Origin of the sequence: Vibrio cholerae ATCC 14035 (genome assembly GCF_000621645.1) — a bacterium.
Taxonomy (GTDB): Bacteria; Pseudomonadota; Gammaproteobacteria; order Enterobacterales; family Vibrionaceae; genus Vibrio; species Vibrio cholerae.
Map to the genome: position 1 here is coordinate 56,571 of NZ_JHXR01000019.1, position 19,822 is coordinate 76,392.

Consider the following 19,822-nt stretch of genomic DNA (forward strand, 5'->3'; position numbering starts at 1 on the left):
GCGAGGCATACCGTGGGTAAAATCGTAGCAATCGCCAATCAGAAAGGCGGAGTTGGGAAAACAACAACTTGTATCAATCTGGCCGCCTCTATGGCCGCCACCAAACGTAAAGTACTGGTGGTCGATCTTGACCCACAAGGTAATGCCACTATGGCTAGTGGCGTCGATAAATATCAGGTTGACTCCACGGCTTATGAGCTTTTGGTTGAAGATGCGCCGTTTGACCAAGTGGTATGTCGCAAAACCACTGGTCACTATGACTTGATTGCCGCCAATGGCGATGTCACTGCGGCTGAAATCAAACTGATGGAAGTGTTTGCCCGTGAAGTGCGCTTGAAAAACGCACTCGCCTCAGTGCGTGATAACTATGATTTCATCTTTATTGATTGTCCGCCTTCTTTAAACCTTCTTACAATCAACGCCATGGCAGCCGCCGATTCCGTGTTGGTTCCTATGCAATGTGAGTATTTTGCGTTGGAAGGCTTAACCGCGTTAATGGATACGATCAGCAAACTGGCCGCCGTGGTTAACGATAACCTCAAAATTGAAGGTATCTTGCGTACCATGTACGACCCACGTAACCGCTTGGCCAATGAAGTTTCTGATCAATTGAAAAAGCACTTTGGTAGTAAAGTGTATCGTACGGTTATTCCACGTAATGTCCGACTGGCCGAAGCGCCAAGTCATGGTAAACCAGCGATGTATTACGATAAGCAATCGGCCGGGGCTAAGGCCTATTTAGCGTTAGCTGGTGAGATGTTACGTCGCGAAGAGATTCCCGCATAAAACAACAACTATAGGAATTCGTTTACATGACTAAACGTGGTTTAGGAAAAGGGCTGGATGCACTACTCGCGACCAGTTCATTGGCTCGCGAAAAGCAGCAAGTTGCTTCACTCAGTCAGTCGATGTCGGCGGAAGGTGAGTTGGCGGATCTTTCCATCTCTAATCTCAAGCCCGGTATTTATCAGCCACGTAAAGATCTTTCCCCAGAAGCTCTGGAAGAGTTGGCGGCATCCATTCAGTCTCAAGGTATTATCCAGCCGATTGTCGTGCGTCATCTGCCCACCGGAGGATATGAGATCATTGCGGGGGAACGTCGTTGGCGTGCCGCCAAACAAGCGGGGTTAAAGCAAGTGCCCTGTTTGATCAAGCAAGTGGAAGATCGTGGTGCGATCGCCATGGCATTGATCGAGAACATTCAGCGCGAAGATCTGAATGCGATGGAAGAGGCACAAGCGCTAGAGCGTTTACAAAACGAATTTAATCTTACCCATCAGCAGGTTGCGGAAGTGATCGGCAAGTCACGCACGACTGTGACCAATCTGCTGCGTTTGAACCAATTGAGCGATGACGTAAAGCGCTTATTGGAGACCAAACAGTTGGAAATGGGCCATGCTCGTGCTCTTCTGATGTTAGAAGGTGAACAGCAAGTGGAAATTGCGCAGCAAGTGGCGAAGAAGCAACTGACCGTTCGTCAAACTGAGCAACTTGTAAAAAAATGTTTATCTGACCCATCTGACGCAAAAAACGTGTCAGAAGACCTAGAAATACAACAATTGTCACAAAATTTAAGTGAGAAATTAGCAGCAAAAGTCTCTATAGTGAGAACCCCAAACGGTAAATCGAAAGTGACGATTAGTCTTGATGAGCCTCACAAATTAGAGCTACTGATTGCCAAGCTGCAAAACTAAGTGAGATAATTGATTTAAATCAATTGTGGTAAATCACATTGTTTATGCGAAAGTTGTCGGATTGTATGCAAAATTGTAACTTTTTGCGGTGTTTTCATTGCAATCAGTTGATGCCACCGTATAATTTTCGCCAATTTCCCAGTCCGAAAAAGCGGTTCGAGCTGTGGTGATTACTAGAGGTAAGAATACATGGTAGCTGTGCTAGCGAGGCAAGGACGAGAGCTTGCAAAGCGATTGTTATTGATCCAGTTCAGTGCAGTTATGGTTGCGGCAGCTGTGTTTGCAGTGGCGGTAAATGGTGATTGGGGGCTTTCAGCCTTAGTCGGTGGTGGCATTTTTGTCATTGCTAACGCTGTTTTTGCGGGTTGTGCTTTCCTGTTTGCAGGGGCGCGCGCGTTAAAAATGGTCGCCATCTCGTTTTATACGGGTGAAGCGCTGAAAATTCTCATCACTATCGTCCTGTTTTCCGTTGCCTACATGTATATGCAGTTGGAACTTGTTCCACTGAAGCTAACCTATTTGCTGGCTCTAGGTATCAATATCTGTGCGCCAGTGCTATTCATTAACAACAAAAAATAGGATGAGTTATGGCTGCGCCAGGTGAAGCGCTCACACCTTCCAGTTATATCACTCACCACCTTACTAACCTTTCAACTTACAAGTTGGGGCTAGTGGCGGAAGAGTCGAGTTTCTGGAATGTACACATCGATAGCCTGTTCTTCTCTGTTTTAACTGGACTGATATTCCTTGGAGTATTCCGTGCAGTAGCCAGAAAAGCGACAGCGGGTGTTCCGGGTAAGCTGCAGTGTGCTGTTGAGATGGTGGTAGAGTTCGTTGACAAAAACGTCAAAGACACTTTCCATGGTCGCAATCCACTAATTGCTCCTTTGGCACTCACTATCTTTTGTTGGGTATTTTTAATGAACTTGATGGACCTTGTGCCTATCGATTTCTTACCTTACCCAGCACAGCATTGGCTTGGTATCCCTTACCTAAAAGTGGTGCCGTCAGCTGATGTGAATATCACCATGGCTATGGCTCTAGGCGTATTTGCTCTGATGATTTACTACAGCATCAAAGTGAAAGGTCTGGGCGGGTTTGCAAAAGAGTTGGCACTACACCCGTTTAATCACTGGATCATGATTCCGTTCAACCTATTGATTGAAGTTGTTTCGCTGCTGGCGAAACCGCTATCACTCGGTATGCGTCTGTTCGGTAACATGTTTGCAGGTGAAGTAGTGTTTATTCTTTGTGCGGCTATGCTGCCATGGTACCTGCAATGGATGGGATCCCTACCTTGGGCTATCTTCCATATCTTGGTTATTTTGATCCAATCGTTTGTATTTATGATGTTGACCATTGTGTATATGTCAATGGCTCATGAAGATAACGATCATTAATAAATTGAATTTTTAATACCCATTGAATCTTTGGAGAAATTAGATGGAAACTGTATTGAGCTTCTCTGCAATCGCTGTAGCTATTATTGTTGGTCTATGTGCGGTTGGTACTGCGATTGGTTTCGCTGTATTAGGCGGAAAGTTTTTGGAAGGCGCTGCGCGTCAACCTGAAATGGCTCCTATGCTGCAAGTTAAGATGTTCATCATCGCAGGTCTGCTGGACGCGGTTCCAATGATCGGTATCGTAATCGCTCTGCTATTCACATTCGCAAACCCATTCGTTGGTCAGCTAGCTGGTTAATCAAGCTTTGTCCTGACAAATCGATAAGATTTGTCGTTGATTAACACTAAGTCCACTTTAGGGGGTAGCTGTTGTGAATATGAACGCAACTCTGCTAGGTCAAGCAATTTCCTTTGGTATGTTTGTGTGGTTCTGCATGAAATATGTGTGGCCGCCGATTATCAAAGCGATTGAAGATCGTCAGAAGAAAATTGCTGATGGTTTGCAAGCCGCTGAGCGTGCAAAGAAAGATCTAGACCTGGCACAAGCTAATGCTTCAGATCAATTGAAAGAAGCAAAACGCACAGCAACTGAGCTCATTGAGCAAGCGAATAAACGTAAAGCACAAATCATCGACGAAGCACGTGAGGAAGCTCAGGCAGAACGCCAGAAAATCCTGACTCAAGCCGAAGCGGAGATTGAAGCAGAACGTAACCGTGCTCGCGATGAGCTGCGTAAACAGGTTGCAACTCTGGCAATTGCTGGTGCTGAGAAAATTCTTGAGCGTTCAATCGATAAAGATACGCACAAAGATATTCTCGACAACATTACTGCAAAACTTTAACGGAGGGGGCGCATATGTCGGATTTGACTACAATCGCACGCCCCTACGCTAAAGCAGCCTTTGATTTTGCGGTAGAAAAACAGCAACTTGGCCATTGGAGCCAGATGCTTGCTTTCACCGCTGAAGTCGCAAAAAACGAACAAATGCACGAGCTGTTAACCAGCTCGGGCTCAGCTAATAAATTGGCTGAGATTTTTATTGCAGTTTGTGGCGAACAGCTTGATGGTCATGGCCAAAACCTGATTAAGGTAATGGCAGAAAATGGTCGTCTGTTGGCGATTCCTGCGCTTTATGAGCACTTTGCTGTGCTAAAGCAGGAACATGAGAAGAAAGTAGATGTGGAAGTGATTTCCGCTACTGAACTCAGTGAACAACAGCGTTCAGAAATTGGCAGCAAGCTTGAGCAGCGTTTAGAGCGCAAAGTTCAGCTGAATTGCAGTGTAGATGAGACTCTGCTTGGCGGAGTTATTATTCGAGCCGGAGACTTAGTCATCGATAACTCAGCACGCGGACGTTTGAAGCGTCTGAGCGATGCATTGCAGTCTTGATGGGGATTGGAGCATGCAACTTAATTCCACGGAAATTAGCGATCTGATCAAACAACGTATTGAATCTTTCAACGTTGTTAGTGAAGCTCGCAACGAAGGTACTATCGTATCGGTAAGCGACGGTATCATTCGTATTCACGGCCTTGCAGATGTTATGCAAGGTGAAATGATTGAATTACCGGGCAACCGTTATGCACTGGCACTGAACCTTGAGCGTGACTCGGTCGGTGCGGTAGTAATGGGTCCATACGCGGATCTGCGTGAAGGCATGAAAGTAACAGGTACTGGCCGTATTTTGGAAGTTCCTGTTGGTCCTGAGCTGCTAGGTCGTGTAGTTAACACTCTGGGTGAGCCGATTGATGGTAAAGGCCCAATCGGTGCAAAACAGACTTCACCAGTTGAAGTGATCGCACCGGGTGTTATCGATCGTAAGTCGGTTGATCAACCTGTTCAAACTGGTTACAAATCAGTGGACTCGATGATTCCAATCGGCCGTGGCCAGCGTGAGCTGATCATCGGTGACCGTCAAACAGGTAAAACTGCGTTGGCGATTGATGCGATCATCAACCAGAAAAACTCTGGTATTTACTCTATCTATGTTGCTATCGGCCAGAAAGCGTCAACCATTGCGAACGTAGTTCGTAAATTGGAAGAGCACGGCGCACTGAAAAACACCATTGTTGTGGTGGCTTCAGCGTCTGAATCTGCTGCACTGCAATACCTCGCGCCTTACTCAGGCTGTGCGATGGGTGAATACTTCCGCGATCGCGGTGAAGATGCGCTGATTGTATACGATGACCTGTCTAAACAGGCTGTTGCTTACCGTCAAATCTCACTGCTTCTGCGTCGTCCACCAGGCCGTGAAGCTTTCCCTGGCGACGTTTTCTACCTCCACTCTCGTCTACTAGAGCGTGCCGCTCGTGTAAACGAAGAGTACGTAGAGCGTTTCACCAAGGGTGAAGTGAAAGGTAAGACCGGTTCTCTAACCGCTCTGCCAATCATCGAAACTCAAGCTGGTGACGTATCGGCATTCGTACCGACCAACGTAATCTCGATCACTGATGGTCAGATCTTCCTACAAACTGAACTGTTCAACGCGGGCGTACGTCCAGCGGTTGACCCAGGTATCTCAGTTTCTCGTGTAGGTGGTGCAGCGCAAACCAAGATCGTTAAGAAGCTCTCTGGTGGTATCCGTACTGCTCTGGCTGCTTACCGTGAATTGGCGGCGTTTGCTCAGTTCTCTTCGGATCTGGATGAAGCGACCAAGCGTCAGCTGACTCACGGTCAGAAAGTGACTGAACTGATGAAGCAGAAACAGTATGCACCAATGTCTGTCTTTGATCAGGCTCTGGTGATCTTTGCTGCGGAACGTGGCTATCTGACAGACGTAGAACTGAACAAGGTTCTCGACTTCGAAGCTGCTCTACTATCGTATGCTCGTGCTCATTACGCTGAATTGGCAGCGCAAATCGACAAGACGGGTGCTTACAACGATGAGATCGAAGCTCAGCTGAAGAAGCTGGTTGACGATTTCAAAGCAACCCAAACTTGGTAATGAGGTCGGTGGCAGTTTCTGCCACCAACTAACGGAGAGTAACGATGGCCGGCGCAAAAGAGATACGTACTAAGATCGGGAGTGTGAAAAGCACTCAGAAGATTACGAAAGCGATGGAAATGGTGGCTGCTTCAAAAATGCGTCGTTCACAGGACGCTATGGAGTCATCACGCCCTTACGCACAAACAATACGTAAAGTGATCGGTCATGTCGCCAACGCAAGTCTAGAGTATCGTCATCCGTATCTAGAAGAGCGTGAAGCGAAGCGAGTTGGTTACATCATTATTTCTACAGACCGCGGTTTGTGTGGTGGTTTGAACATTAACTTGTTCAAAAAAGCCATCACAGATATGCAAACTTGGAAAGAGAAAGGTGCGCAGATTGAGCTGGCGATTATCGGCTCAAAAGCGACCGCTTTTTTCAACAACAGCGGCGCGAAAGTAGCGGCTCAGGTTTCTGGTTTGGGCGACAGCCCAAGCTTAGAAGATCTGATCGGTTCGGTTGGCGTCATGCTGAAGAAATACGATAAAGGTGAGTTAGACCGCCTTTATCTGGTGTTCAACCAGTTTGTGAACACCATGGTGCAAAAACCAAAGATCGATCAATTGCTACCTTTGCCAAAATCGGACAGCGAAGATATGCAGCGTGATCACATGTGGGACTACATCTACGAGCCTGAACCAAAGCCTCTATTAGATGCGCTTTTACTGCGCTTCATTGAGTCGCAGGTTTATCAAGGTGTTGTAGAAAACCTAGCGTGTGAGCAAGCAGCCCGAATGGTTGCGATGAAAGCTGCTACCGATAACGCGAGCAACCTGATTGATGATTTACAACTTGTGTACAACAAAGCCCGTCAGGCGGCGATTACACAAGAATTGTCGGAAATCGTAGGCGGCGCGGCTGCGGTTTAAGCTTAGGTAAAACAAACAGTTTAGAGGATTAACGATGGCTACAGGTAAGATCGTACAGATCATCGGTGCGGTAGTCGACGTAGAGTTCCCACAGAGCGAAGTACCAAGTGTTTACGATGCTCTGAATGTTGTGGATTCCAAAGAACGTCTGGTTCTGGAAGTTCAACAGCAGCTAGGCGGTGGCGTGATTCGCGCTATCGTTATGGGTAGCTCGGATGGTTTACGTCGTGGAATGACAGTACAAAACACTGGCGCTCCAATTTCAGTACCAGTAGGTACTAAAACCCTAGGTCGTATCATGAACGTGCTTGGTGATGCGATTGACGAACGTGGCGACATTGGCGCAGAAGAGGTGTACTCGATTCACCGTCCTGCTCCAAGCTACGAAGAACAGTCTAGTGCAACTGAACTTTTGGAAACGGGTGTTAAGGTTATCGACCTGATCTGTCCGTTTGCGAAAGGCGGTAAAATCGGTCTGTTCGGTGGTGCGGGTGTAGGTAAGACCGTTAACATGATGGAACTTATCAACAACATCGCGCTACAGCACTCAGGTTTGTCAGTATTTGCTGGGGTAGGTGAGCGTACTCGTGAGGGTAACGACTTCTACCACGAAATGCAGGAAGCGGGCGTTGTAAACGTTGAACAACCAGAACTGTCGAAAGTAGCGATGGTTTACGGTCAGATGAACGAGCCACCAGGCAACCGTCTGCGTGTAGCACTGACTGGTCTGACTATGGCGGAAAAGTTCCGTGATGAAGGCCGTGACGTACTGCTGTTTATCGACAACATCTACCGTTACACCCTAGCGGGAACGGAAGTATCTGCTCTGCTTGGCCGTATGCCTTCAGCGGTAGGTTACCAACCAACACTGGCTGAAGAGATGGGTGTTCTGCAAGAACGTATCACGTCAACCAAAAAAGGTTCTATCACCTCTGTACAAGCGGTATACGTACCTGCGGATGACTTGACTGACCCATCACCAGCAACCACGTTTGCTCACTTGGATGCAACTGTGGTTCTGAACCGTAACATCGCCGCTATGGGTCTATACCCAGCGATCGACCCACTGGATTCGACTTCACGTCAATTGGATCCACTGGTTGTTGGTCAAGAGCACTACGATGTGGCGCGTGGCGTGCAAGCAACGCTACAACGCTATAAAGAGCTGAAAGACATCATCGCGATTCTAGGTATGGACGAACTGTCTGAAGCGGACAAGCAAGTCGTTGCTCGTGCGCGTAAGATCGAACGTTTCCTGACTCAGCCTTACCACGTAGCAGAAGTCTTTACTGGCGATCCAGGGGTATACGTACCTCTGAAAGAAACCCTGCGTGGTTTCAAAGGTCTGCTGGCAGGTGACTACGATGACATTCCAGAGCAAGCGTTTATGTACTGCGGTACGATTGACGATGCTATCGAGAATGCGAAGAAGCTATAAGGCTGACTAGGAGGCGATATGGCAGCAATAACCTTTCATCTGGACGTAGTGAGCGCAGAGAAAAAACTGTTCTCTGGCTTGGTTGAAACGTTTCAGGTGACCGGTAGCGAAGGTGAGCTGGGTATTTTCCACGGCCATACACCGCTGCTGACCGCTATCAAGCCTGGTATGGTGCGTATTGTGAAACTGCACGGCCACGAAGAGTACATTTATGTCTCAGGTGGTATTGTTGAGGTTCAGCCGGGCACAGCGACTGTGTTGGCCGATACCGCAATCCGTGGAGAAGATCTGGACGCAGCTAAGGCAGAAGAAGCCAAACGTCGTGCGGAAGAGCGTATTCTCAACCAGCATGGCGATATGGACTTTGCACAAGCGGCCAGTGAACTGGCTAAAGCCATCGCGCAGCTTCGCGTGATTGAATTGACCAAAAAGCGTCGTTAATCATGCTTACAAGCTGATAAAAAGCCTGACCTATGTCAGGCTTTTTTGTCTCTTGTGCACCGCTTATCGGTAAGAGTGTGTGACGTTATGGGATGTTTTTTGTCCCGTTATTGACTGATCACTAATAAATAAACGTGATTTTCTATGAAAATAATCGCTCTTCTTATTTTCGAGATAATCGGCAATTAACTATTTTCAGTTTGCTGTTTAGAATACGACGCAGAAAAATGACTAGGTAGATAACAAATGAAATTCAGTACGGTAATTCTCGCGGCAGGGAAAGGAACTCGTATGCACTCCAATATGCCGAAGGTGCTGCATACATTGGCGGGTAAGCCTATGGTCAAACACGTCATTGATACGTGTAATAACCTAGGCGCGCAAAATATCCATCTGGTTTATGGCCATGGTGGCGACCAGATGCAGCAAGCTCTGGTGAACGAAAGCGTCAACTGGGTTTTGCAAGCGCAGCAACTGGGAACAGGGCACGCCGTAGATCAGGCCTCTCCCCATTTCCAAGATGATGAAAAAATCTTGGTGTTGTACGGGGATGTACCGCTGATTTCTGAAGACACTATTGAAAGTTTACTTGAAGCACAGCCCACCGATGGCATTGCACTACTGACTGTTGTTTTGGAAGACCCTACAGGTTACGGCCGTATCGTACGTAAACGTGGCCCTGTGGTGGCGATCGTTGAGCAGAAAGATGCCAGCGAAGAGCAAAAGCTGATCAAAGAAGTCAACACTGGGGTGCTGGTGGCGACTGGTCGTGACCTTAAGCGTTGGTTGGCAGGGCTAAACAACAATAACGCGCAAGGCGAATACTACCTGACTGACGTGATTGCGGCAGCGCATGATGAAGGCCGTGCCGTCGAAGCGGTACATCCTTCACACTCAATCGAAGTGGAAGGGGTAAACGATCGCATTCAATTGGCGCGTCTTGAGCGTGCTTTCCAAGCGCGTCAGGCCAAGAAGCTGCTTGAGCAAGGTGTGATGCTGCGCGATCCTGCACGTTTTGACCTGCGCGGAACACTGCAGTGCGGTTCGGATGTGGAAATCGATGTTAACGTGATTATTGAAGGCAATGTATCGATCGGTAATAACGTAGTGATTGGCGCGGGCTCAATTCTCAAAGATTGTGAGATTGATGACAACACGGTGATCCGCCCATACAGCGTAATTGAAGGGGCGACGGTCGGTGAAAACTGTACAGTTGGGCCGTTTACTCGTCTACGTCCCGGAGCAGAGCTACGCGATGATGCGCATGTCGGCAACTTTGTGGAGATGAAAAATGCTCGTCTTGGTGAAGGTTCAAAAGCCAATCACCTGACTTATCTTGGCGATGCTGAGATTGGCAAAGGCGTGAATGTGGGCGCTGGGGTGATCACCTGTAACTACGACGGTGCCAATAAGCACAAAACCGTGATTGGCGATGATGTGTTTGTGGGTTCTGATTGCCAGCTCGTAGCGCCTGTAACCATTGGTAACGGTGCGACCATTGGTGCCGGTACAACCCTGACGAAGAATGTCGCTGAAGGTGAGTTAGTCATCACTCGTGCGCCAGAGCGCAAAATTGCTGGCTGGCAGCGTCCGGCGAAAAAGAAATAATTGAACCGATTGAAAAAAGAGCCGCATTCGCGGCTCTTTTTGTATTACTCAAGTACAGTTTATTCGTCACTGACCACGCGAGCATTGTCGGGGGTGGTGAACTGTTCACGTAACTGACGGTTAGAGAGTATGTAACCTATCCACAACCCGCCTGTACACAACACAATCGCAATGCCTGTCACTGGCTGAGCTTGGCTGGCAAGCGCAGCCACTAGGGCGCTGGATAAACTGCTGACACTGATCTGTAAGCTGTTTTGTAATCCGGCAGCGGTTGCTGGGCTTTGCTTAGCACTGGATAAAGCACGGTTGACCACTATCGGATACATGGCACCATTGGCCACCGCAATCAAGCAGAATGGAGCCAAGATTGGCCAAATTGAGCTGAGCGTCCATTGTGAGGCGACAAAAATCATCGCCGCTGACAGGGTAAACAGCGCAATCAACTGTTTGAGCACCAGTTCATCACCGTATTTCTGAACCGCTTTCTTACCTAGGTAGCCACCCACCATAAATGCAATGGTTTGTGGAATAAAGCTCAGGCCAATGTCCCGTGCTTGATAACCAAGCTGCGCCATGATTTCCGGCATCCCGGTCAGGTAGGCAAAAAACGCCGCCGATGCACAAGCAAACATCATCACATTGCCGAGATAGGTTTTGCTTTTCAGTAAACCTTTAATATCTTGCGCGATAGAAGTGGTTTTTGGCTCAGCAATTTCATTGGTTTGTAAGCCCGTACTCACCACCAACACAATACCCATCAAGGTTAAAGTCAAAAAGATGCTGTGCCAGCCAAAGTAATCTGCCAGCAGTACACCCAGTTGCGGTGCTAGGGCTGGAGAGAGCGCTACCAGTGGCATGATGGTCGCAAACAGCTGTTGGCTGGCTGAGCTTGGGTAACGCTTGATCACCATCGCCTGCCAAATGACCGCAGGCGCGCACACCCCAATCGCTTGGATAAAACGCAGCAGTAGCAGTTGCCATACCGTTGAGCTAAACGCGAGTCCGGCAGAGGCGAGGGTAAAAACGAGTAAGCCAGCAATCAGCGTATTACGATGGCCAAATTTGTCGGAAGCTAAGCCCCACAGTAACTGGCCAAGCGCCATCCCCACTAAGAACACCGTCAGTGATAGAGCGATTTGTTCAGGGCCGGTCGCAAAAGCGGTTTCCATCATTTTAAACGCAGGCAGATACATGTCGGTGGCAATAAAACCGAGCATGGAGAGTGCCGAAAGGTAAACCAACTGGAAGAAAGATACTTTCATTTTTTCATGTCCATCAAAATTATTCACACATGTTTTTTTCAGTATCCGTTGGCGCCAACCAGGATTTTTCTGTAGTTACATTCTAGTTTTGTCTTGTGATGAAGAGAAACGGCAAATTTTTCGGTTATCATGCAAAAAAATTGATAGGTAGGTGAGTGATGTTTTCCAAATCCTCTTTGGAGATGTTGGATGCCGTAGCGCGTTTAGGCAGTTTTACTGCGGCAGCAGAGGTGCTGCACAAAGTGCCTTCGGCGATCAGCTACAGTGTGCGCCAAATAGAGAGTGAACTGGGTGTGGTGCTGTTTCGCCGTTTACCGCGTAAGGTCGAGCTAACCCCGGCTGGTGAGCTGTTTATGCTTGAGGCAAGGCAGTTACTGCGCCAGATGGAGGAGATCCGCGCGCAAACCAAACGTGCTGCGCATGGTTGGCGTAAAACCTTGAAGGTGACACTCGATAACGTAGTCAAGCTGGATAAGATGAAGCCGATGGTGGAAGCCTTCTACCAAACCTTTGATTTCGCCGAGCTACAGATCAACATGGAAGTGTTCAACGGCTCGTGGGAAGCGATTGCACAAGGCCGCGCCGATATCGTGATTGGCGCAACCGCAGCAGTACCAGTGGGTGGCGATTTTGAAGTGCGCGATATGGGCATTCTTGACTGGGCATTTGTGATGTCACCCAATCACCCCTGCGTGCGCGAGCAGAATTTGAGTGAAGAGTTTATCAGTCAGTTTTTAGCCATCTGTTTGGATGATACCTCAAGCGTATTGCCCAAACGTCATACTGAACACTATCCTAAACAGCGCCGTTTGCTACTGCCAAACTGGTACAGCGCGATTGAAAGTTTAAAAAGTGGACTCGGGGTCGGCTATATGCCAAGGCATATGGCGCAGCCGCTACTGGCCAGCGGTCAGTTGGTAGAGAAAGTGTTGCCCGATGAAAAACTGCTTAGCCACTGCTGCCTAGTGTGGCGCAAAGACGATAATCATAAATTGATTGAGTGGATGGTGAATTATCTGGGCAGTAGCGATCAACTTTACAGTGATTGGCTACAAGCTAAATAACCTAATAACAAGAGCCAGCGTTGCTGGCTCTTAAACGACGCTTCAGTGATAGACAAAACGGAAGGGTTATGGGCGCTCAAAAATGGTCGCGATACCCTGACCTAAGCCGATACACATGGTAGCAAGGCCATATTTCGCATCTTTGGCTTCCATCAAATTGATCAGCGTGGTTGAGATACGTGTACCCGAGCAACCCAGTGGATGACCGAGCGCTATCGCGCCGCCATTGAGGTTGACCTTGTCATCCATCATATCCAGTAAGCCTAAGTCTTTAGCGCAAGGTAGAGATTGCGCGGCAAACGCTTCGTTCAATTCCACCACATCCATATCCTGCATGGTTAAACCCGCACGTTTGAGCGCTTTATGGGTCGCAGGTACTGGGCCGTAACCCATGATCGAAGGATCGCAACCGGCCACGGCCATCGCTTTAATGCGAGCGCGAATGGTTAAACCGAGTGCTTTGGCTTTCTGTTCACTCATCACCAACATCGCTGAAGCACCATCCGAAAGTGCCGAAGAGGTTCCTGCAGTCACAGTTCCGTTGGCCGGATCGAATACGGGACGCAGTTCAGCTAATCCCGCCACTGTGGTTTCCGGGCGGATCACTTCATCGTAATCTAGGGTAAACAGCGTACCATCGGCAGCATGCCCCTCGGTGGGCAGAATCTCGTTTTTAAAGCGACCTTCTAATGTTGCTGCATGAGCACGCGCATGAGAGCGCGCAGCGAACTCATCTTGCTGCTGACGGCTAATACCATGCAGCTTGCCGAGCATCTCTGCGGTCAGTCCCATCATTCCCGCTGCTTTGGCCACGTTCTTAGACAGGCCCGGATGGAAATCAACGCCGTGAGTCATTGGCACGTGGCCCATGTGCTCAACGCCTCCCACTAAACAGATCTCTGCATCGCCAACCATGATTGCGCGCGCCGCATCATGCAGTGCTTGCATGGACGATCCACACAAACGGTTGACGGTGACCGCGCCAATCTCAATTGGCAGACCCGCAAGCAGCGCTGCGTTACGCGCAACGTTAAAGCCTTGTTCAAGGGTTTGCTGCACACAGCCCCAATAAATGTCTTCAATCTCTTTTGGATTGACCTGTGGGTTGCGCGCCAGAATGCCTTTCATCAAATGTGCTGAAAGATCTTCCGCACGTTGGTGGCGAAACGCACCGCCTTTGGAGCGTCCCATCGGAGTACGTAGGCAATCAACAATCACTACTGTATTCATTTTGTTATTCCTTTTCTAAACCGATTTACAGGGCACTGGCTTGCTGAGCGCTGTAGAAAGATGTTCCTTGTTGCGCCATGTTCTTCAGCAGTTGCGGTACTTGATAGAGCGCGCCGAGGTCAGCGTATTTTTCCGCCATAGCCACATAGTTGGCGATGCCTATGGTATCTAGGTAACGAAATACACCACCACGGAACGGAGGGAAGCCAAGACCGTACACCAACGCCATGTCAGCTTCTTGCGCGGAGGCGATGATCCCTTCTTCAAGACAGAGCACCACTTCATTAATCATCGGAATCATAGTGCGTTCGATAAGGGTTTGTGGGTCAAAGTTTTGTGGTGCGCCGCATACAGGCGCAAGAATGGCGAGCACGTCATCGCTGAAGGCTTTTTTCGGTTTGCCTTTTTTATCAACGGTGTACTGATAGAAGCCGCTGCCATTTTTCTGGCCAAATTTTTTCGCTTCGTACAGGGCATCAATCGCTTCTCGGCCAGATTTGGCCATGCGAGTTGGGAAGCCTTCGGCCATCACTGCCTGAGCATGGTGTGCAGTATCAATGCCGACCACATCAAGCAAATACGCCGGGCCCATTGGCCAGCCGAATTGACGCTCCATCACTTTGTCGATTTCGGTGAAGTTAGCACCATCACGCATCAGTAGGCTAAAGCCTGCAAAGTAAGGGAAGAGTACGCGGTTAACGAAGAATCCTGGGCAGTCATTGACCACAATCGGTGATTTGCCCATTTTCGCCGCATAAGCCACCACTCGGTTGATGGTGTCTTCTGAGGTGTGTTCACCACGGATGATTTCCACCAAAGGCATGCGATGCACAGGGTTAAAGAAGTGCATACCGCAGAAGTTCTGTGGGCGCTTGAGTGATTTGGCGAGCAGGTTAATGGGAATGGTCGAGGTGTTGGAGGTCAGAATCGTTTCTGCATCGACCAATCCTTCCACTTCGCTCAGTACCGCGGCTTTGACTTTCGGATTTTCCACCACGGCTTCGACAATCACGTCCGCCTGATCAATCCCTGCGTAATGCAGAGAAGGGGTGATGGAAGCCAGAATACCAGCCATTTTGAATCCATCGATCTTGCCGCGCTCTAACTGTTTGTTGAGGAGCTTGGCCGCTTCGGTCATGCCCAACTCTAAAGAGTGCGGTGCGATGTCTTTCATCAGCACAGGTACGCCTTTGAGAGCCGATTGATACGCGATGCCCCCACCCATAATGCCCGCGCCGAGCACGGCGGCGTGTTGGGTGTCTTGGCTTGCCGCTTTCGCGGATTGTTTGGCTAAGCCTTTGATGTATTGATCATTGAGGAAAATACCAACCAGTGCTTGCGCCTCGGTAGATTTTGCGAGCTTGATGAAGTGTTTGCGCTCGATATCCAGCGCAGCATCGCGTGGTAAACGCGCCGCTTCTTCAATGGTCACGACAGATGTCATCGGTGCTGGATAGTGTTTGCCTGCCACTTGCGCCACCATGCCTTTTGCCATGGTAAAGCTCATCATGGCTTCCAGCTTGCTTAAAGTCAGCGCTGAGGTTTTCTGCTGACGGCGTTTTTGCCAATCCAGTTTTTCTTCAATCGCTTGAGTCAAAGTGGTGATTGCGGAATCGATCAGTTTGTCGCTATCGACAATCGCATCCAGTAATCCCACTTTTAAGGCTTCTTCCGCGCGGCACGCTTTACCTTGGGTGATGATTTCCATCGCGCTATCAGCACCAATCAAACGTGGCAGACGCACGGTGCCGCCAAATCCCGGCATGATGCCCAGTTTGGTTTCAGGCAAGCCAATGCTGGTGGTGGCATCACCAATCCGAAAATCGGTGGCGAGTACACATTCACAGCCGCCGCCAAGTGTGTGGCCTTTTAACGCTGACAAGGTGGGGAAAGGTAAATCTTCCAACTTGTTAAAAATGCGATTGGCAAACTGCAACCACTCATCCAATTCTGCTTCCGGTTTGGCAAATAGCCCGAGAAATTCGGTGATATCAGCGCCGACGATAAAAGCCTCTTTATCTGAGCTGAGTAGGAGGCCTTTGACACTGGAATCGGCAGCGAGCGCATCTAACGCTTTATCGAGGGATTCCAGTGTGTGTAAATCCAGTTTGTTAACGGAAGCAGGAGCACAGAAAGAGAGCTCGGCAATTCCATTAGCGAGTTGCTTTACCTGTAGGGTTTTGGCTTGGTAAATCATTGTCTATCTCCGTGACATACAATCAGTGATTGTGTGAGAGAGCGGTTGTCATTTTTATGTTCTGGTTTGACCAGTTGCCTAAGTTTGAACCTGAGATTAGCTAATTTCAATACATTTTTTAAACAAGTGTTTAACATTGTGCGTTAAGTCGAGTCGAGCTTATGGTGAGGCCGTGTTACACTGGGCGCCTTTTTTATTGAGACCTGAGTTATGAATCTTCATCCCTACCTCATTCCCATGGCTTCTGTTCGGTTTGAAGAAGAGATTAAAAAGAGTCTGTTTATTACCTATTTGGCACATACGCCAGATCTTGCCAGTGCCAAAGCGTTTGTTGATGAGATTAAGCAGCGTCATGCGGATGCGAGACACAACTGCTGGGCGTTTGTGGCTGGGCGACCTGAAAACTCCATGCTGTGGGGATTGAGTGATGATGGTGAGCCATCCGGTACTGCGGGAAAACCCATCTTGGCTCAGCTCACGGGGTCTCATATCGGCGAAATTACGGCGGTAGTGACCCGTTATTATGGCGGTGTTCTATTGGGAACCGGTGGCTTAGTGAAAGCGTATGGTGGCGGTGTGCAACAAGCGCTCAAGCGACTTCAAACTATTGAGAAAAAAATCACCACATCTGTGCACCTGACGCTAGACTACGCCATGATTCCATTACTCCATTCCATAATGGCGCAATTTTCTGCGACGGAAATGGAGGCTCACTATAATGAACAAGTCGAAATGGTGGTGGAATTAGAGGCATTGCAATCAGATGCTTTCACACAAGCCTTGATCAATAAAAGTGGCGCGAAAATACAGGTGAGTCGCTCACCACAACATAGTCAGAATTAGCGAGTCAGCTCAAACCATAATGCAATTTCGTTCAATTATCCGTATTGTCGGGCTTTTGCTCGCTCTATTTAGCGTTTCTATGCTTGCGCCTGCGTTGGTGGCTTTGATCTACCGCGATGGGGCAGGTGTGCCGTTTGTCTCAACCTTTTTTGTATTACTGCTGTGTGGCGGCTTATTCTGGTTTCCGAACCGCCATCATAAACATGAACTCAAGGCACGGGATGGTTTTTTAATCGTCGTATTGTTCTGGACAGTAATCGGCAGCGCTGGCGCATTACCTTTTTTGCTCGCAGCCGATCCCAACATTTCAGTCACCGATGCGTTTTTCGAATCCTTTTCGGCGTTAACGACCACGGGGGCGACCGTGATTGTTGGCTTAGACGAACTCCCCAAAGCCATCCTTTTCTATCGCCAATTTTTGCAATGGTTTGGTGGAATGGGGATCATCGTACTCGCCGTCGCGATTTTACCTGTACTTGGCATCGGTGGGATGCAGCTTTATCGAGCGGAAATTCCCGGACCAGTCAAAGATACCAAAGTGACTCCAAGGATTGCAGAAACCGCCAAAGCGCTTTGGTATATCTATTTAAGCTTAACCATCGCTTGCGCCAGCGCTTTCTGGTTAGCGGGAATGAGTTTATTTGATGCGATTTGCCATAGCTTCTCGACCATCGCCATCGGCGGTTTCTCAACTCACGATGCCAGTATGGGGTATTTCGACAGTTATGCGATAAACCTCATCACCGTCGTTTTCTTACTGATCTCATCATGTAACTTCACTTTGCATTATGCTGCTTTCGCAACGGGCGGTGTACACCCTAAGTACTATTGGCGCGATCCTGAGTTTCGTGCATTTTTCGTCATCCAAGTTCTGCTGTTTGTGATCTGCTTTTCTGTGTTACTGAAACACCACTCTTACGACAGCTTTTATCAAGCCTTTGACCAAGCGCTGTTCCAAACCGTATCCATCTCAACCACAGCGGGTTTTACCACCACAGGTTTTTCGGACTGGCCACTCTTTTTACCTGTGTTATTGCTCTTCTCCTCTTTTATAGGAGGATGCGCAGGCTCAACGGGTGGCGGCATGAAAGTGATCCGTGTGTTGCTACTGACCCTACAAGGGGCTCGGGAAATGAAGCGCTTAGTTCACCCTCGCGCCATCTACCCGATCAAACTTGGCGGCAGAGCACTCTCACAGCGCGTCGTGGATGCGGTATGGGGCTTCTTCTCTGCTTATGCATTGGTGTTTGTCGTGTGTATGCTTGCACTCATCGCCACGGGAATGGATGAGCTGAGCGCATTTTCTGCTGTCGCCGCCACACTGAATAACTTGGGGCCTGGCCTTGGGGAAGTTGCCGTACACTTTGCGGATGTGAATGACAAAGCTAAGTGGATTTTGATTGCGTCCATGCTGTTTGGACGCTTAGAAATATTTACTCTATTGATTCTGCTTACGCCGACATTCTGGCGTAGTTAGTGATAATACTAAGGAGAGAGCTGTGAAAGCGTTACTGTTGTACTCAAGCCAAGAAGGCCAAACGCGGAAAATTATCGAACGTATCGCTCAGCAGATGCCGGAGTACGATTGCGACATCCAAGATCTGCATCAGGTCCATGAGATAGCGTTGGCGGATTATGAAAAAATCTTGATTGGTGCATCGATTCGTTACGGCCGCCTCAATGAAAAGCTCTATCAATTTATTCAACGTCATGTCACGACGCTGACCAATAGCAAAGCCGCTTTCTTCTGCGTCAATCTCACCGCGAGAAAAGAAGATCAAGGAAAAGATACGCCAGAAGGGAGTGTCTATATTCAAACCTTCCTGAAAAAGTCACCGTGGCAACCAGAGCGTATTGCCGTATTTGCTGGGGCACTGTATTACCCGCGTTACCGTTGGTTCGACAAAATGATGATACGTTTGATCATGACCTTGACGGGGGGAGAAACGGATACCAGTAAAGAAGTGGAGTACACCAATTGGGAAAAAGTCTCTCAATTTGGTGAACAATTCCGCAATTGGTAGAGAAAACCATCACTTTCAGGCCTTGGTGACTCTTTTTTCATCGAACAGTGAAAAACAGCGAAAAAAAACCAAAAAAACACTTGTCAGTGTGAAGCAGATCTCTATAATGCGCCCTCACTGACACGGCAGACGCAGTAAGCGTTAGTAGTGATTCAGTTCGGTGTTTTAGGTGGCGAAATCGCCAACGAAAATAAACTGAAAAAAGTGTTTAACACAACAGTTTATCTCGCTAAAATGGCCGCCTCTTCTGAAGCAGACCGCCAAGAAGAGCGCTCTTTAACAATATAAACCAATCAATCTGTGTGGGCACTCGTTGATGATAATCAAAAAAGAATTATCAATGAACTGAGTGACCATTTGAATGAGCAATCATTCAGCACAGTCAATTCACTATCGAAAGATAGTATCAGTATTCATTGAGCCGAAGCGAAAGCTTCACAAAACTTTTAATTGAAGAGTTTGATCATGGCTCAGATTGAACGCTGGCGGCAGGCCTAACACATGCAAGTCGAGCGGCAGCACAGAGGAACTTGTTCCTTGGGTGGCGAGCGGCGGACGGGTGAGTAATGCCTGGGAAATTGCCCGGTAGAGGGGGATAACCATTGGAAACGATGGCTAATACCGCATAACCTCGCAAGAGCAAAGCAGGGGACCTTCGGGCCTTGCGCTACCGGATATGCCCAGGTGGGATTAGCTAGTTGGTGAGGTAAGGGCTCACCAAGGCGACGATCCCTAGCTGGTCTGAGAGGATGATCAGCCACA

Annotated in this window: 20 protein-coding genes and 1 rRNA gene; 18 read left to right on the forward strand and 3 right to left on the reverse strand. The window is 48.5% G+C overall.

What is annotated here, in order from left to right:
- Positions 1–12 precede the first annotated feature (12 nt).
- From T411_RS0111805 to glmU, 12 genes are all read left to right on the forward strand, one after another.
- Positions 13–786 (forward strand): ParA family protein, encoded by a 774-nt coding sequence (locus tag T411_RS0111805; protein ID WP_000516546.1) that lies wholly within the window; start codon positions 13–15, stop codon positions 784–786.
- Between the two features lie 26 nt (positions 787–812).
- Positions 813–1,694, forward strand: coding sequence for a ParB/RepB/Spo0J family partition protein (locus T411_RS0111810; RefSeq protein WP_000166627.1), 882 nt, complete (start codon positions 813–815; stop codon positions 1,692–1,694).
- A gap of 189 nt (positions 1,695–1,883) precedes the next feature.
- Positions 1,884–2,273 carry a F0F1 ATP synthase subunit I gene (locus T411_RS0111815; RefSeq protein ID WP_000226753.1) on the forward strand — a complete coding sequence of 130 codons (390 nt, stop codon included), beginning with the start codon at positions 1,884–1,886 and terminating at the stop codon, positions 2,271–2,273.
- Positions 2,274–2,281: 8 nt separating this feature from the next.
- Positions 2,282–3,094, forward strand: a complete 813-nt coding sequence (atpB, locus tag T411_RS0111820) for a F0F1 ATP synthase subunit A (RefSeq protein WP_000729881.1) — start codon at positions 2,282–2,284, stop codon at positions 3,092–3,094.
- A 43-nt stretch (positions 3,095–3,137) separates the two neighbouring features.
- Positions 3,138–3,395, forward strand: a complete 258-nt coding sequence (gene atpE / locus T411_RS0111825) for a F0F1 ATP synthase subunit C (RefSeq protein ID WP_000450922.1) — start codon at positions 3,138–3,140, stop codon at positions 3,393–3,395.
- 73 nt (positions 3,396–3,468) lie between these two features.
- Positions 3,469–3,939, forward strand: coding sequence for a F0F1 ATP synthase subunit B (gene atpF, locus T411_RS0111830; protein ID WP_001884340.1), 471 nt, complete (start codon positions 3,469–3,471; stop codon positions 3,937–3,939).
- 14 nt (positions 3,940–3,953) lie between these two features.
- Positions 3,954–4,487 carry a F0F1 ATP synthase subunit delta gene (atpH, locus tag T411_RS0111835; protein WP_001281808.1) on the forward strand — a complete coding sequence of 178 codons (534 nt, stop codon included), beginning with the start codon at positions 3,954–3,956 and terminating at the stop codon, positions 4,485–4,487.
- A 13-nt stretch (positions 4,488–4,500) separates the two neighbouring features.
- The gene (atpA, locus tag T411_RS0111840; protein WP_001176739.1) at positions 4,501–6,042 is read left to right on the forward strand and encodes a F0F1 ATP synthase subunit alpha; all 1,542 of its coding nucleotides are present in this window, start codon (positions 4,501–4,503) and stop codon (positions 6,040–6,042) included.
- Between the two features lie 44 nt (positions 6,043–6,086).
- Complete coding sequence (atpG, locus tag T411_RS0111845) at positions 6,087–6,953, forward strand: F0F1 ATP synthase subunit gamma (RefSeq protein ID WP_000896515.1); 867 nt, start codon at positions 6,087–6,089, stop codon at positions 6,951–6,953.
- A gap of 34 nt (positions 6,954–6,987) precedes the next feature.
- Positions 6,988–8,391: a F0F1 ATP synthase subunit beta gene (atpD, locus tag T411_RS0111850; protein WP_000190491.1), complete on the forward strand. Its 1,404-nt coding sequence runs from the start codon at positions 6,988–6,990 to the stop codon at positions 8,389–8,391.
- Positions 8,392–8,409: 18 nt separating this feature from the next.
- A complete protein-coding gene (locus tag T411_RS0111855; RefSeq protein ID WP_000719050.1) occupies positions 8,410–8,832 on the forward strand; it encodes a F0F1 ATP synthase subunit epsilon in 423 nt (140 codons plus the stop codon).
- 246 nt (positions 8,833–9,078) lie between these two features.
- Entirely contained in the window at positions 9,079–10,440 is a 1,362-nt protein-coding gene (glmU, locus tag T411_RS0111860) for a bifunctional UDP-N-acetylglucosamine diphosphorylase/glucosamine-1-phosphate N-acetyltransferase GlmU (RefSeq protein WP_001890272.1), read from the forward strand.
- Between the two features lie 59 nt (positions 10,441–10,499).
- Here glmU and punC read toward each other — a convergent pair whose 3' ends face one another.
- Complete coding sequence (gene punC, locus T411_RS0111865; RefSeq protein WP_000868533.1) at positions 10,500–11,702, reverse strand: purine nucleoside transporter PunC; 1,203 nt, start codon at positions 11,700–11,702, stop codon at positions 10,500–10,502.
- A gap of 158 nt (positions 11,703–11,860) precedes the next feature.
- On the opposite strand from punC, the gene punR reads away from it, so the two are divergent.
- Positions 11,861–12,766, forward strand: coding sequence for a DNA-binding transcriptional activator PunR (gene punR / locus T411_RS0111870; RefSeq protein ID WP_000491961.1), 906 nt, complete (start codon positions 11,861–11,863; stop codon positions 12,764–12,766).
- A gap of 66 nt (positions 12,767–12,832) precedes the next feature.
- Here the strand turns inward: punR and fadA are convergent, their stop codons facing one another.
- Together fadA and fadB are read right to left on the reverse strand one after the other, a co-directional pair.
- The gene (gene fadA / locus T411_RS0111875; RefSeq protein WP_001099261.1) at positions 12,833–13,996 is read right to left on the reverse strand and encodes an acetyl-CoA C-acyltransferase FadA; all 1,164 of its coding nucleotides are present in this window, start codon (positions 13,994–13,996) and stop codon (positions 12,833–12,835) included.
- A gap of 25 nt (positions 13,997–14,021) precedes the next feature.
- Complete coding sequence (gene fadB / locus T411_RS0111880; protein WP_000640239.1) at positions 14,022–16,193, reverse strand: fatty acid oxidation complex subunit alpha FadB; 2,172 nt, start codon at positions 16,191–16,193, stop codon at positions 14,022–14,024.
- A gap of 210 nt (positions 16,194–16,403) precedes the next feature.
- Here fadB and T411_RS0111885 point away from each other — a divergent pair, with 210 nt between their 5' ends.
- From T411_RS0111885 to T411_RS0111905, 5 genes are all read left to right on the forward strand, one after another.
- On the forward strand, positions 16,404–17,036 hold the full coding sequence (locus T411_RS0111885) for a YigZ family protein (RefSeq protein ID WP_001048716.1): 633 nt from the start codon (positions 16,404–16,406) through the stop codon (positions 17,034–17,036).
- A gap of 19 nt (positions 17,037–17,055) precedes the next feature.
- Positions 17,056–18,513 carry a TrkH family potassium uptake protein gene (locus T411_RS0111890; RefSeq protein WP_001160591.1) on the forward strand — a complete coding sequence of 486 codons (1,458 nt, stop codon included), beginning with the start codon at positions 17,056–17,058 and terminating at the stop codon, positions 18,511–18,513.
- Between the two features lie 22 nt (positions 18,514–18,535).
- On the forward strand, positions 18,536–19,060 hold the full coding sequence (hemG, locus tag T411_RS0111895; protein ID WP_000645803.1) for a menaquinone-dependent protoporphyrinogen IX dehydrogenase: 525 nt from the start codon (positions 18,536–18,538) through the stop codon (positions 19,058–19,060).
- A gap of 147 nt (positions 19,061–19,207) precedes the next feature.
- Positions 19,208–19,348 (forward strand): hypothetical protein, encoded by a 141-nt coding sequence (locus tag T411_RS1000000121110; protein ID WP_000614019.1) that lies wholly within the window; start codon positions 19,208–19,210, stop codon positions 19,346–19,348.
- A gap of 159 nt (positions 19,349–19,507) precedes the next feature.
- Positions 19,508–19,822, forward strand: a 16S ribosomal RNA gene (locus tag T411_RS0111905); the annotation flags it as partial.

Coding starts and splice junctions, on each gene's coding strand:
- T411_RS0111810 (WP_000166627.1), top strand. CDS start 813: ATGACTAAACGTGGTTTAGGAAAAGGGCTGGATGCACTACTCGCGACC.
- T411_RS0111815 (WP_000226753.1), top strand. CDS start 1,884: ATGGTAGCTGTGCTAGCGAGGCAAGGACGAGAGCTTGCAAAGCGATTG.
- atpB (WP_000729881.1), top strand. CDS start 2,282: ATGGCTGCGCCAGGTGAAGCGCTCACACCTTCCAGTTATATCACTCAC.
- atpE (WP_000450922.1), top strand. CDS start 3,138: ATGGAAACTGTATTGAGCTTCTCTGCAATCGCTGTAGCTATTATTGTT.
- atpH (WP_001281808.1), top strand. CDS start 3,954: ATGTCGGATTTGACTACAATCGCACGCCCCTACGCTAAAGCAGCCTTT.
- atpA (WP_001176739.1), top strand. CDS start 4,501: ATGCAACTTAATTCCACGGAAATTAGCGATCTGATCAAACAACGTATT.
- atpG (WP_000896515.1), top strand. CDS start 6,087: ATGGCCGGCGCAAAAGAGATACGTACTAAGATCGGGAGTGTGAAAAGC.
- atpD (WP_000190491.1), top strand. CDS start 6,988: ATGGCTACAGGTAAGATCGTACAGATCATCGGTGCGGTAGTCGACGTA.
- T411_RS0111855 (WP_000719050.1), top strand. CDS start 8,410: ATGGCAGCAATAACCTTTCATCTGGACGTAGTGAGCGCAGAGAAAAAA.
- glmU (WP_001890272.1), top strand. CDS start 9,079: ATGAAATTCAGTACGGTAATTCTCGCGGCAGGGAAAGGAACTCGTATG.
- punC (WP_000868533.1), bottom strand. CDS start 11,702: ATGAAAGTATCTTTCTTCCAGTTGGTTTACCTTTCGGCACTCTCCATG.
- punR (WP_000491961.1), top strand. CDS start 11,861: ATGTTTTCCAAATCCTCTTTGGAGATGTTGGATGCCGTAGCGCGTTTA.
- fadA (WP_001099261.1), bottom strand. CDS start 13,996: ATGAATACAGTAGTGATTGTTGATTGCCTACGTACTCCGATGGGACGC.
- fadB (WP_000640239.1), bottom strand. CDS start 16,193: ATGATTTACCAAGCCAAAACCCTACAGGTAAAGCAACTCGCTAATGGA.
- T411_RS0111885 (WP_001048716.1), top strand. CDS start 16,404: ATGAATCTTCATCCCTACCTCATTCCCATGGCTTCTGTTCGGTTTGAA.
- T411_RS0111890 (WP_001160591.1), top strand. CDS start 17,056: ATGCAATTTCGTTCAATTATCCGTATTGTCGGGCTTTTGCTCGCTCTA.